General features: G+C 42.0%; 12 protein-coding genes. 8 read left to right on the top strand and 4 right to left on the bottom strand.

Annotated elements, in window-relative coordinates:
* Nucleotides 1–56 precede the first annotated feature (56 nt).
* The gene (locus AACU32_RS26845; protein ID WP_096604211.1) at nt 57–218 is read left to right on the top strand and encodes a pentapeptide repeat-containing protein; all 162 of its coding nucleotides are present in this window, start codon (nt 57–59) and stop codon (nt 216–218) included.
* 465 nt (nt 219–683) lie between these two features.
* Nucleotides 684–1,910 carry a (E)-4-hydroxy-3-methylbut-2-enyl-diphosphate synthase gene (gene ispG / locus AACU32_RS26840; protein WP_096608190.1) on the top strand — a complete coding sequence of 409 codons (1,227 nt, stop codon included), beginning with the start codon at nt 684–686 and terminating at the stop codon, nt 1,908–1,910.
* 137 nt (nt 1,911–2,047) lie between these two features.
* Here ispG and AACU32_RS26835 read toward each other — a convergent pair whose 3' ends face one another.
* Entirely contained in the window at nt 2,048–2,296 is a 249-nt protein-coding gene (locus tag AACU32_RS26835) for a hypothetical protein (protein WP_096604210.1), read from the bottom strand.
* A gap of 1 nt (nt 2,297) precedes the next feature.
* Between AACU32_RS26835 and ctpC the strand changes: the two genes are divergently transcribed.
* Nucleotides 2,298–3,581, top strand: coding sequence for a carboxyl-terminal processing protease CtpC (ctpC, locus tag AACU32_RS26830; protein ID WP_096604209.1), 1,284 nt, complete (start codon nt 2,298–2,300; stop codon nt 3,579–3,581).
* A 19-nt stretch (nt 3,582–3,600) separates the two neighbouring features.
* Here ctpC and AACU32_RS26825 read toward each other — a convergent pair whose 3' ends face one another.
* Entirely contained in the window at nt 3,601–3,789 is a 189-nt protein-coding gene (locus tag AACU32_RS26825) for a DDE transposase family protein (protein WP_096604208.1), read from the bottom strand.
* A 306-nt stretch (nt 3,790–4,095) separates the two neighbouring features.
* Between AACU32_RS26825 and hflX the strand changes: the two genes are divergently transcribed.
* From hflX to gshB, 5 genes are all read left to right on the top strand, one after another.
* Nucleotides 4,096–5,823, top strand: a complete 1,728-nt coding sequence (hflX, locus tag AACU32_RS26820) for a GTPase HflX (RefSeq protein ID WP_339378709.1) — start codon at nt 4,096–4,098, stop codon at nt 5,821–5,823.
* Nucleotides 5,824–5,930: 107 nt separating this feature from the next.
* The gene (locus tag AACU32_RS26815) at nt 5,931–6,587 is read left to right on the top strand and encodes a 2OG-Fe(II) oxygenase (RefSeq protein ID WP_096604207.1); all 657 of its coding nucleotides are present in this window, start codon (nt 5,931–5,933) and stop codon (nt 6,585–6,587) included.
* 838 nt (nt 6,588–7,425) lie between these two features.
* The gene (locus tag AACU32_RS26810) at nt 7,426–8,382 is read left to right on the top strand and encodes an exosortase-dependent surface protein XDP2 (protein ID WP_096604206.1); all 957 of its coding nucleotides are present in this window, start codon (nt 7,426–7,428) and stop codon (nt 8,380–8,382) included.
* A gap of 576 nt (nt 8,383–8,958) precedes the next feature.
* Complete coding sequence (gene grxC, locus AACU32_RS26805) at nt 8,959–9,231, top strand: glutaredoxin 3 (protein ID WP_096604205.1); 273 nt, start codon at nt 8,959–8,961, stop codon at nt 9,229–9,231.
* A gap of 120 nt (nt 9,232–9,351) precedes the next feature.
* Nucleotides 9,352–10,332: a glutathione synthase gene (gene gshB / locus AACU32_RS26800; RefSeq protein ID WP_096604204.1), complete on the top strand. Its 981-nt coding sequence runs from the start codon at nt 9,352–9,354 to the stop codon at nt 10,330–10,332.
* Nucleotides 10,333–10,713: 381 nt separating this feature from the next.
* On the opposite strand, the gene ftsZ is transcribed toward gshB, so the two are convergent.
* Both ftsZ and AACU32_RS26790 read right to left on the bottom strand, forming a co-directional pair.
* On the bottom strand, nt 10,714–12,003 hold the full coding sequence (gene ftsZ, locus AACU32_RS26795; protein WP_096604203.1) for a cell division protein FtsZ: 1,290 nt from the start codon (nt 12,001–12,003) through the stop codon (nt 10,714–10,716).
* 46 nt (nt 12,004–12,049) lie between these two features.
* Nucleotides 12,050–12,628 carry a hypothetical protein gene (locus AACU32_RS26790; RefSeq protein ID WP_339378299.1) on the bottom strand — a complete coding sequence of 193 codons (579 nt, stop codon included), beginning with the start codon at nt 12,626–12,628 and terminating at the stop codon, nt 12,050–12,052.
* Between the last annotated feature and the right edge of the window lie 153 nt (nt 12,629–12,781).

Here is a 12,781-nt window from a genome sequence, read left to right as displayed (position 1 = left end):
TTTCTGTCTTCAGAGTATATTTGTATTAATCAAATCCCGATTGTGCGATCGCCCTGATGAACCGAGATGAAATACTCAGACTTTACACAGCAGGTGAAAGAGATTTTTCTAGTGTTGACCTCAGCGGTGTTAATCTCAAGGATGTTGAGTTAATTGCTGTCAATTTCCGCAATGCGAATTTGAGTAATGCTACGTCATTGGTCATTAGTCATTGGTAAAGGTTTCAAGCATGTTTACATAAAGTACATAGTTGTGTTTATTTCCGCCTACTTACTTAGATGTTGATATTTTAACTATTGATGATAAATAATAATTTATTCATTTCTTTCACCCTCAGTTATGGATTGTTTATTATATACTCCTGAAATACCGTGGTAATTAAAGCTGCGCCTTGATGCATCTCATAGATAAAGCTTATGAAAGCTGATTTGATAAAATAATTGGCGTTAGTGATAGCATTGAACACTCAGTAACAGAGCGATCGCCAGCCAGTAAAAAAGCTTGGTAAATCCTCTATTTTCCGTTGAGATAAAAATCGATAAATCTTCTTTATTTCTGCTGCTGTCTCTCTTTCTTTTTTTTTTACTCCCGCATTGACTAAAATCACCCCAACTGTGGCAATCTGAAAAACAGAGAAATTGAAATTTGATATTTTCGCTACAGCAAATTTACCTAATGAGGTTATGCAAACTCTGCCCACAGTTACAACTGTAAACACCACATCTAGTGAACTCACCTTTGATACAACAATCAAGCGCCGTAAAACCCGTCCGGTAAAGGTGGGAAGCGTCACCATTGGCGGTGGCTACCCTGTAGTAGTGCAGTCAATGATTAATGAAGACACACTAGATATCGATGAATCTGTGGCAGCTATTCGTCGTCTGCACGAGATTGGCTGCGAAATTGTCCGCGTCACTGTGCCCAGTATGGCTCATGCCAAAGCTTTAGCGGAAATTAAGCAAAAACTCCTTAAAACCTACCAAGACGTGCCCATTGTTGCTGATGTGCATCACAATGGCATGAAAATTGCTTTGGAAGTTGCCAAGCACATCGAGAAAGTACGTATTAATCCGGGTTTGTATGTGTTTGAAAAGCCCAATGCGAGTAGGATTGAATACAACAAAGCCGAATTTGATGAAATTGGCGAAAAAATCCGCGAAACCCTAGAACCTTTGGTGGTTTCTTTAAGGGATCAAGGTAAAGCCATGCGCATCGGGGTCAATCATGGTTCTCTAGCTGAGAGAATGCTATTTACCTATGGCGATACCCCAGAGGGGATGGTGGAATCAGCTTTAGAATTCATTCGCATTTGTGAATCGCTCAACTTCCACAATTTGGTAATTTCCATGAAGGCCTCCCGCGTCCCTGTCATGGTAGCAGCCTATCGTCTCATGGCTAAGCGCATGGATGAGTTGGGTATGGAATATCCCCTACATTTGGGTGTCACAGAAGCCGGAGATGGGGAATATGGGCGGATTAAATCTACAGCTGGTATTGCCACATTACTCGCTGATGGCATTGGCGATACAATTCGCGTCTCACTAACAGAAGCACCAGAAAAAGAAATTCCTGTCTGCTACAGCATTCTGCAAGCCTTGGGATTGCGGAAAACAATGGTAGAGTACGTCGCCTGTCCTTCCTGTGGACGCACTTTGTTTAACCTGGAAGAAGTACTGCATAAAGTCAGGGAAGCCACCAAACACTTAACAGGGCTAGACATAGCAGTTATGGGTTGTATTGTCAATGGACCTGGGGAAATGGCAGATGCGGACTATGGCTATGTTGGCAAAACTCCTGGTTATATTTCTTTATATCGTGGCAGAGAAGAAATTAAAAAAGTCCCAGAAGACAAAGGCGTAGAGGAATTGATTAACCTCATTAAGTCCGATGAACGCTGGGTTGAACCTTAAAATTTGAGTAACGGCGACCACAGGGGTCGCCGGATTGCCAAGTATTTTGCTTTGACGTTCTCACCACACTTTTAGGGCGGTGATTCCCAGAAATCATTTTTTAGCTTTTCTCTTTCACAGACCAACCTGACAATCAACTATCCATTGCTGGTAATGCTTAAACCAATTAACCGTTCAACAGAACCAATCCACAAGCGTAACTGAGTTGACCCCAGATGGCTAAAATCCTGGCTAGAGAAATTCTGCTCCCGACCAATATCAATCCTCAGGTTGATTAGGAAGTGGGGCAGATGAGGAATCGTCAACTTGGGGTACTTCACAGAGATTCCTTGTGTTACATTGAGCATACTGACTATACAAAATTTTTCCTCTGGCGCAGCTGTCATTATGGTGATTACAAAAAGTAGGCTGGTTTTGGGTGCTACGGTAGTAACGCTCTCAACTATTGCTATTACAAGCCTTGGCATTCACTCACGAGGTCAGGCTTTAAATAACAGTCCCAAGGAATTGATAGATGAGGTTTGGCAAGTAGTTCAGCGCCAATACGTAGACGCTACTTTTAATCAGGTAGATTGGCAGGCTGTACGCAAGGAATATTTAAATAAAAATTACAGTAGTAAAAAGGAAGCATATAAGTCCATCCGGGAAATGCTCAAGAAGCTAGATGATCCCTACACCCGGTTTATGGACCCTGACGAATTCAAAAATATGCAAGTTGATACCTCTGGAGAACTAACAGGTATTGGGATCACAATTAGTCAGGATGAAAAAACGAAACAGCTCGTTGTGATTGCCCCGATTGAAGATACTCCAGCATTTAAAGCGGGGATTCTGTCTAAGGATGAAATTCTCAAAATCGACGGCAAAAGTACTCAGGGAATGGATACTAACCAAGCTGTATCCCTAATTCGCGGTGAAGCAGGAACCAAGGTAAAACTGACTATTCGGCGTAGCGGTCAAACCAAAGATTTTGAAATCCAACGAGCAAGAATCGAAATTCATCCGGTTAAGTTCTCGCAAAAACAAACCCCAGCCGGCAATGTTGGCTACATTCGTCTGAACCAGTTCAGTGCTAATGCTGGAAAGGAAATGCAAAACGCCATCAAAAATTTAGAAACTAAACAAGTTGTTGGTTATGTTTTAGATTTGCGTGGCAATCCTGGTGGTTTACTATTCTCCAGCGTGGAAATTGCTCGGATGTGGCTGGATAAAGGGATAATTGTCTCTACTATTGACCGCCAAGGTGAACAAGAGCGAGAAGTGGCAAATGGACGTGCTTTAACAAATAAACCGTTGGTAGTCTTAGTCGATAAAGGTTCAGCCAGTGCCAGCGAAATCCTCTCTGGGGCTTTGCAGGACAACAAACGCGCTACTTTGGTGGGAACTCAAACATTTGGTAAGGGCTTGGTACAATCAGTACGTCCACTCGAAGATGGCTCAGGATTAGCAGTGACAATTGCTAAATACCATACTCCCAGTGGTAGAGATATTAACAAGCATGGAATTGATCCCGATGTCAAGATAGACTTGACCGATGCTCAAAAACAAGATTTATGGCTACGGGAGCGTGATAAACTTGCCACGGCAGAAGACCCCCAATTCGCTAAAGCAGTTGAAGTCCTAGGTAAGCAAATTACCGCTCAGAGTCCTACTACAACCGGGAAAAATTAAAAATTGTAAATTTTGTGATTTATTGGGGTTGGCATTTGCCAGCCCTAATTAATCCTACACGACGGGCGATCGCTTCTCCTTGAGAAGGAAACGGACCCCACTGTTCGATGATCTCTGGTTTATCTTCCCCACCATCTAAGTTGGACACTATCTCGCAATTACCAGCAGGACGCTTGACAATATACCAATTTTCTGTAGAGTCAGTCATAGAAATAATTACTAATTCATCATGGTCAATGGGGCTTGTGGCGGGACAAGGGCATTCGGCATTTGTCTGCCTTGTGTGGCTCATGCTCCGGTTGGTGAATCTCGACTCCGCTAGATTACCGCGAAGTCGTTCCCGCCAGGTACCACATGCCACTCATCCCCAAACTCTAGTCCCTAGCCCCCATCCCCAAACTAGATATTATTACAGCACAGTGCAACCGCTAGAAGATAGAGTTTGGTGTTTTGGGGATGTTGTAAAATAAACCTAGAAGGATTCGGGGGACCATTTAACTGGTCAGAAACGCCTATAGAGACTATCTACGGAAATCTCCAAGGATTAAAGTCCAGCCAGCTGAAGCAACTACAGCGGCTGTATCACCAGCGCATACCAGGTGATCGCATCAGTACGTCTGAGTTTTCCCAGCGTCTGGCAGCAATTAGTACGGAAATTAATCAGCCTGTGTGTACCTACCTCAACCGTCGCGGACAAGTGATTCGCGTAGGGGTAGGGACACCGCGTCAAACGCAAATCCCACCGTTAGAATTGCCCCGTTATGGTGCAGAACGACTTAGCGGTATTCGTTGCATAGCTACTCATCTGAAGCCAGAACCGCCCAATGAAGCGGCGCTGACCGCTATGGCTATGCAAAGGTTAGATGCCCTAGTAGTACTAAATATTACAGGAACGGGATTTACCCGCCGAGGCGGAGGCGCGGCTGGATACGTCAAAGAAGCTTATTTAGCTCACCTGACACCCCAAGAATCTCAGGCTTTGCTTGCAGTCGGCTCGAGTGGTGTCCCATCTCCCAGCTGGAGTGTATCGTCACCTCTGAGTTTGGATGAACTGACACAGCAAGATTTTCTCGATTTAGTAGAAAATCTGGAAGCAGAATTTCAGCGAGAATTTCTGGGACAGCAAGTAGATACTGACCACGATCGCGTGCTAATTGTGGGAGTGATGACAGACGATCAGACTCCTTTAGAATTCCAGGATACTTTGGCGGAACTGGCACGCTTAGTAGATACCGCTGGCGGCGATGTATTACAGACAGTACAACAAAAGCGATCGCGGATTCATCCCCAAACCGTAGTCGGTGAGGGAAAAGTCCAAGAAGTCGCCCTAACAGCCCAAACCTTAGGGGCAAATCTCGTTGTATTTGACCGCGACCTCTCACCCGCCCAAGTCCGCAACCTAGAAGCGCAAATTGGTCTGAGGGTAGTTGACCGTACCGAAGTAATTTTGGATATATTCGCCCAACGAGCTCAGTCCCGTGCTGGTAAATTACAAGTAGAACTGGCACAGCTAGAGTATATGCTGCCACGACTAACTGGTAGAGGACAAGCCATGTCCCGCTTGGGTGGTGGTATCGGTACTCGTGGTCCTGGTGAAACCAAACTGGAAACTGAACGCCGTGCTATCGGGCGGCGCATTTCTCGATTGCAACAAGAAGTCAACCAGTTGCAAGCACACCGTTCCCGCTTACGCCAGCGCCGACAGCACCGAGAAGTTCCCTCAGTAGCTTTGGTTGGTTATACAAACGCTGGCAAATCCACCTTGCTAAATGCCCTCACCAATGCAGAAGTTTACACCGCCGACCAGCTATTTGCTACTCTTGACCCCACCACGCGCCGCCTAGTAATTCCCCATGCTGAGACAGGTGAAACCCAAGAAATTCTACTGACAGATACAGTAGGATTTATACACGAATTGCCAGCCTCATTAATGGATGCTTTCCGCGCTACCTTAGAAGAAGTCACAGAAGCAGATGGTTTACTACATTTGGTCGATTTGTCTCATCCTGCTTGGTTGAGTCATATTCGCTCAGTTAGAGAAATCCTCGCTCAAATGCCGGTGACTCCAGGCCCAGCATTGGTGGCTTTTAACAAAATCGACCAAGTCAATAGCGAAACCCTGGCTTTAGCGCGAGAAGAGTTTCCTCTAGCAATATTTATTTCTGCTAGCCAGCGCTTAGGATTGGAAACCCTACGCCATCGCTTAACCCAGCTGATTCAATACGCCGTTGACTCTCGGTAAATACTAAAAAATCAGTAAATTTTGTGTTTTACTTAAAATGCCGTAGTTATATTTAACTACGGCATTTGCTATTAAATATAAAGAGCATTTCTCATGAATTACTAATTATGACTACAGAATCCCAAATCTCCCTACCAACAGTAGAGGGAGTACAAGATGCAAATATCGATATTTTACCTTCTAACTATCTACAGATAGATAACTTTTTCACACCAGAAGAACATCAACAGCTACTCCAGTATGTTCTGGAACAAGAAGCATACTTTGTACCTACCAGTACTTCAACTAACGAAATGAATTATCGCCGCTCAATGGTGCTTTATTCGTTTCCTGATTTCTCGCAACTAATTTTACAGCGAATAGAAACGATTCTACCTGAAGTAATCGTTAGCTTAGGAATACCAGCATTTTCGACAAATTATATTGAAAGCCAACTCACTGCACATAATGATGGCAATTATTATAAAATTCATAATGATAACGGTAGCCCTGAAACTAGTCTTAGAGAAATTACTTACGTTTATTATTTTTATCAAGAACCTAAGTATTTTTCTGGTGGCAAATTGCTGATTTACAATAGCAAAATTTCCAATAGCTTTTATGTAAATTCCGAATCCTTCAAAACAGTTGAACCTCGGAATAATAGCATAGTATTCTTCCTCAGCCGCTATATGCACGAAGTACTTCCTGTGAGTTGTCCTTCCAAAAATTTTGCAGATAGCCGCTTTACTATTAACGGCTGGATTAATCGATTAGCTGATTAAGTGTAAATACTATATATTTCCTGAATATCATTTATTTTTTAATAAAAATAAATGATATTACTATATTATTCTGAATAATTACTTAATACCATGTTGATATAAAAATGCATATTATTAGCCAGAGTTAGCAGGCTTTGTTAGTTTAGAGCCAAGCTCCCAGACTGAAGGTGGTGCAACCTCACATATAATGGGTATTATGGTAAATTCATCCCCTCCTCTTTATTTATTTTCCTAGTATAGAAAGTTCGATTTTATCAGTGTTATTTCTTTGTCAAATATTGTATCTAGATAAATTTAACGATTTATGCATCAAGATATTTATAAGACAGCACTAATTTAGAAAATATGTCAGTTATTTTACTGAATTTATCCCAATAAAATTACTCAGTATCAACACTGAAATTGAAAATAATACCTAAAACACTATGGTTTTAATTGCTAAATTAAAATTCTAATAAATATGTAGATAAACTATAGACTATTGAGCATTAAATATGGCAATTTATATTTAGCACTAGCTGAGTAGTAATTCTAAGTACTCATTGACTGAATCCATCCTGTTTTGCACTACCAATCAACTAACACACTCCCCGCATTTCTAACAAGCAGTAGGAGCGGCTTCACAGATATGATCTAATCATTTATGAGCATCTGTCTTAACCCGCTCCTACGACCTCTTCTCAAAGCGAAAGCTAAAGACTGAAAAATTTTGTGAGAAATCCGGGAATCTGCTACACCAGTTTGCTAGATCCTTGCTGGATCTAGTTTATAAAAACATATCGCTTGACCCTGAAGATAAAATCTAAAACTTTGACGGCTTACAATCACCACAAATAGTATGAGTCTTAAACGCATATCCGCTTTAATTGCTATATCCTTTGGTGCAGGTTTAGTGCTTGCCCCATCCGCTCAGGCAGCTACTTTTAGCACTAATGTTACTTACGCTTTGCAAGGTGCCGATGCTGCTAAAGGAGATATTTGGCTAAATTATATTGAGCAGAATGGGAAGAAATTTAATAATTTTTCCTTTGTCAATAGCGCTAGTGTCATAGAGAATACACCAATCACCGCTAACCTCAATACACAAACTAGCAATCCAGACGTAACAAATAAAAGCATCAACAACACTGGTGCAGCTAGTACAGATAGAGGCGATAAAGCCTCTAAACCTAAGGATGCCAACGGAAATCCATTAGAAGTCTCTGGGCTGAAAGACCCAACTGGTGCTGAAATTGCTGCCTACTTGGGTAACAAAAACTTAAATAACATGATTGATACAGAAGACAATGGTGCTTTTAAAATCAACCTCTTTTTTGACACTCTTATTAAGCAAGATAATTCTGGATTAGACAACCTGTTCTTTTGGGAACGGGGTATGAACAGTGACTTGCGTATTCGAGCGATTGATGGAAATGGCAATTTAGTGGGTACTGCCCTAAAACTGGAGAGGGGAAAACAACAGTCCGCAGGTTACAGCATTAACACTACAGAAATCAGTGACACTCAACAAGTTGGTTCCTGGGGAGTAAGTCTTAAAGACCTGGGATTAAGCAATACAAGCGCTACTAATGGCATTAAAGGCATTCAAATAGTGGCGAAGAGTACAGATAATAACGATAGCGAAGATTACAACGGTCCTGATTTCAAAGTAATCGCCAGAAAGGGTTCGCCCTACTATGAAGCCCCACCACCACCACCTCAAAGAGTACCTGAACCTAGTACAACTGCTGCCCTTGGGTTATTGGCAGTCATTACAGTGAAAGTACTGAAAAAAAAGCATCTAGTAGGAGTTTAAATTTTACTCTCTTAGAGACAAGAGACACTTTCAAGAAACATGGGGAAAGGGAAAGGGAAAAAAGGGGAAAGGGATTGAATTATCGATGTTTGTTTCATTCGTAGCGGGTGGCGCGCCGCCAGTGGGGCTGCTTCTAAAATACAACGGTGGGTCATGCCCAGCAAAACCCAGATATGCTGGGCATTGCTCAGCCGACGTATATTGCCAAAATCAGATGGGAATCCTAAAGTCTAAATTCTACCAGTAACCTATCAGTCGAAAATCTTCCCAGCCTTAACTTTTACAGTTAGCAAACTATATCCTTGGTAGCGGTTAATACTGAAACAAAATTGAAGTAACCAAGTAATCACCGTATAGTTGCTGAGGCTACAACTATTTAAACTGGAATAATATCAATTTATTAAGAAACCTGGTGCAAACAGTAAATTAGTCAACAGTCTATAGCTAACAACCTATCGACTATTGACTAACCTTTATTTGTGCAGGAATAAAATTATTGTGACTTTTAACTTACTCAAGGGCAGTAATAGTGCCAACGTTCTAAAATTAAGAATATTCAAACAAATTGAGGAAGTTATGTCCGCAAAAGTAGAAATTTATACCTGGAGGACTTGCCCATTTTGCATCCGTGCCAAAAGTTTGCTGAATAAAAAGGGCGTTGAATTTACCGAATACAGCATCGATGGCGATGAGGCAGCACGGGATAAAATGGCTCAACGAGCAAATGGAAGACGCTCTTTGCCACAAATTTTCATCAACGACAATCATATTGGTGGTTGTGATGATATCCATGCTTTAGACAGTCAAGGCAAGCTAGATGAGTTACTCAACTCTGCCAAGAGCTTATAGTTGGATGATTGATGAAAATTACGCTTTATTTACTCAACAAGGGAGTGTAAATCAGCCTAAACATCAAGGGATAATGTAAATTGAATAACTTTAAATTTCCTGGTGCTTGAGGCAAAAAGCGTGAAACTAGCTTTTATCATTGATCCCATCCATCAGCTTGATCCATGCCATGATACTAGTGTTGCCCTCATGGAAGCAGCGCAAATTCTTGGACATGAAGTTTGGATAACGCAGGCAAATCTTTTGAGTGTAGTAGAAGGAAAAGCCTGGGCTATTTTACAGCGTGTAGAACTGATCCCAGTGCAACTGGTGGAGGGACGCTATTTTGCAGTCAATCCTTGGTATAAGTTGAGCAATGCCCAAAGCTCCTTCAGTTGCTTAGAAACAATGGATGCTGTTTTTATGCGGACAGATCCACCAGTTAACGATTCCTACCTCTATGCAACCTACATTCTCGATTACATCGACCAAAATAAAACCTTAGTAATTAACAGTCCAAAAGGTATTCGGGGCGCAAACGAAAAAATGTATGCCCTCCAGTTTACCAATGTAATTCCAGAGACCATAGTGAGTGCTGATAAGCAGGTTATCCGTAACTTCGTAGAAGCAAAAGGCGCAGCTGTCCTTAAACCACTAGGTAACAAAGCTGGGGAAGGGATTTTATTTTTACAACCAAGCGATCGCAATTTCAACTCAATTGTTGAACTGAGTACTTTTCAAGGTCGAGTACCAGTTATGGTACAAACTTACTTACCTCAGGCAAAAGAGGGAGATAAGAGAATTATTCTCCTGAATGGCGAACCGATTGGTGCCCTCAATCGCCTTTCTAGTGGTAGTGACTTTCGCAATAACATGGCAACTGGTGGTACAGTCGCTCAAACTGAAATTACCGCAAGAGAGCATGAAATTTGTGCCCAAGTAGCAGAAAATCTCCGCCAAGACGGCTTAATTTTTGTAGGTATTGACGTTATTGGCGGTTACCTTACTGAAGTTAACGTTACCAGTCCAACTGGAGTTCGCGAAATCGACAGACTAGATGGTACTAACCTTGGTCGTCAAGTTATTGAATGGGTTGAGCAAACTCTACGAAGTAAAAAATAAAAATAATTTACTTTTTTTAGTTTATTTGAACTCTACTCTACGGGAAGCCTATACCTATGTAATTTCCTTCGCACTTTCACAAACTATATAAGTAAGTGCAGTTTTATTGGGGCTAGTCTTCCCGAATTTCATACAAATGCTTAGGGGATCAAAGCAAGCAGAGACCTTAGCCTTTTCTCCCAAAGACAATTTAGGACACTAGAGCCAGCGGACTCCTGCCCAAGTTAATGAGGTTTTTGGGTAGGGTTGAGGCGTTTCGTCACTAATAGGCGATATTAGTGATGGAAACCAAGTTTCTTAACACCTAACACTTTGTATATAGCATTTAGTTTCGACCTGAGAATTCCCATTTCCAAAACGAATCCATAATCTGGCGATCGCTTAATTCTTAGGTGGACGCCGCCGTTGGAGAAAATCAGGAATATCTAATACAGGTTTTTCTTTGGGTTCGACAATTGGCGTAGGCGGTGGACTAGCAGCCGGTGGCTGTGACATAGGTTTTCTGGGTGGCGGTGTTGTCACCCTGGCGTTGGCTACAGTTTGCTGTGGAGCTGCTTGTTGCTCACCTGTAAACCCAGTTGCAATTACAGTAATTCGGACTTCACCTTGGAGTCTGTCATCAATCACGGCACCAAAAATAATATTGGCGTTGGGATCAACTACTTCATAGATTGTTTCCGCAGCAGCGTTCACCTCATGCAATGTGAGGTCACTACCACCAGTAATGTTAAATACAACTCCTCTAGCTCCTTCAATAGAACATTCTAGTAATGGCGAGGAAATAGCTGCGATCGCGGCTTCTCTAGCTCGTGATTTCCCAGAACTAACTCCTATTCCCATCAACGCCGATCCCGCATCTGCCATCACAGCTCGAACATCAGCAAAGTCAACGTTTACTAAGCCAGGGATCGTGATGATATCGGAAATTCCTTGTACCCCTTGACGCAACACATCATCGGCATAGCGAAAAGCTTCTTGTACAGGCGTTTGTTCGGGGATTACTTCCAATAGCTTATTGTTCGGGATGATGATCAGTGTATCCACCCTACTTTTTAGCCCTTCAATTCCTTGCTCTGCTTGACTGGTACGGCGTCGCCCCTCAAAGACAAATGGCCGTGTCACCACACCGACAGTCAAAGCGCCCATTTCTTTTGCTACTTCTGCCACAATTGGTGCTGCACCTGTTCCCGTACCACCACCCATACCAGCAGTGATAAATACTAAATCAGCTCCTTCCAAAGCCGTGGCAATTTCGTCCCTGGACTCCTCTGCTGCTTTTTGACCAATAGCAGGATTACCACCTGCACCTAAACCCCGAGTCAGTTTCTGCCCTATTTGCAACCGACTAGGAGCACCAGCTAAGGTAAGAGCTTGGGCATCTGTGTTAATTGACCAAAACTCCACGCCACTGACATCAGACTCAATCATGCGGTTAACAGCATTACCACCACCGCCACCTACACCAATCACTTTGATGTTGGCAACTCTACCAGGAACAATCTCACCAATGCGGTTACTTTCTGAGGTCATTTTTTTACCGTCGTGATTCTGTCCGAAGTTCAGCCCAGAGTGATTAAACGGATTGGTCGAGTTCACAGCCAGTGAGAACCCTGACTGTCCCACTGATTGGGAATTTTTATAGGTAAGCCCTTGGTTATTATCAAGTGTCATTGGATTTGTGAAAGGTAGATAAACGACTTTTTCAGGTGTTACTCACCTAAGAGTCAACTATAGTTTGGCACTGCCATAAATCATGACAGTGTTCTTTATTGTTCTCACTACTTCCAACCCTAACAGGATGAAGAGTGCGAAATTTCGCTACGGCATCAGCCAAGAACGCAGCCGATCGCACAACTATTTCTAGAGAAGTATACCTATATTTACTTAAAAATGATCTGTATAACTTCAGCCTATGATTTATATCTTCACTGCTAGGTTGGCAATTTGGCTTGTTTTTTCTTTGGCATTTCCAATGTTCTTCCCCCGTGTTTACTAATGATTTAGATTGGTCACTAATTTTACAACTAACAGTATTGATTTTTTTTTCTGCGATCGCCACTCTAAAAATGTTAATTTTGTATATTTTATAATCTCCTCCCAAAGAAAAATAATGGTGAGAAAAATTATTGCCAATGTTAAATTTGACTAAATCACTAAGATATAAGTGATTAAATATACATTTATCTACAGTACAAGTGACTCTACACCCAAAATTACACTTAGATAGGACTACTTGTAAAGACACATTCTGGGGCTGATTGTCTGTTTTCAGAATATTTTTAATAGGTTTCACCATTGGAGATGATTGCACCTGATTACACAAAATTTGCCCTCTACTTACCTCTGTTTAGGTTTGGGTTAGGAAAAATTTTTTTGTCAATTAATAGTAGACCCTGATTGATTAGCTGTTTGGTGTCCGGGAACGGACATTGGTGAGAAAAAAATTCTC

The organism is Calothrix sp. NIES-2100, from assembly GCF_963875285.1.
Classification (GTDB): Bacteria; Cyanobacteriota; Cyanobacteriia; order Cyanobacteriales; family Nostocaceae; genus Aulosira.
This window is presented reverse-complemented; position numbering and strand designations above follow the sequence as displayed.

Excerpts from the sequence above, each read along its gene's own strand:
- AACU32_RS26845 (WP_096604211.1), top strand. The coding sequence starts at position 57 with ATGAACCGAGATGAAATACTCAGACTTTACACAGCAGGTGAAAGAGAT.
- ispG (WP_096608190.1), top strand. The coding sequence starts at position 684 with ATGCAAACTCTGCCCACAGTTACAACTGTAAACACCACATCTAGTGAA.
- AACU32_RS26835 (WP_096604210.1), bottom strand. The coding sequence starts at position 2,296 with ATGACAGCTGCGCCAGAGGAAAAATTTTGTATAGTCAGTATGCTCAAT.
- ctpC (WP_096604209.1), top strand. The coding sequence starts at position 2,298 with ATGGTGATTACAAAAAGTAGGCTGGTTTTGGGTGCTACGGTAGTAACG.
- AACU32_RS26825 (WP_096604208.1), bottom strand. The coding sequence starts at position 3,789 with ATGACTGACTCTACAGAAAATTGGTATATTGTCAAGCGTCCTGCTGGT.
- AACU32_RS26815 (WP_096604207.1), top strand. The coding sequence starts at position 5,931 with ATGACTACAGAATCCCAAATCTCCCTACCAACAGTAGAGGGAGTACAA.
- AACU32_RS26810 (WP_096604206.1), top strand. The coding sequence starts at position 7,426 with ATGAGTCTTAAACGCATATCCGCTTTAATTGCTATATCCTTTGGTGCA.
- grxC (WP_096604205.1), top strand. The coding sequence starts at position 8,959 with ATGTCCGCAAAAGTAGAAATTTATACCTGGAGGACTTGCCCATTTTGC.
- ftsZ (WP_096604203.1), bottom strand. The coding sequence starts at position 12,003 with ATGACACTTGATAATAACCAAGGGCTTACCTATAAAAATTCCCAATCA.
- AACU32_RS26790 (WP_339378299.1), bottom strand. The coding sequence starts at position 12,628 with ATGGTGAAACCTATTAAAAATATTCTGAAAACAGACAATCAGCCCCAG.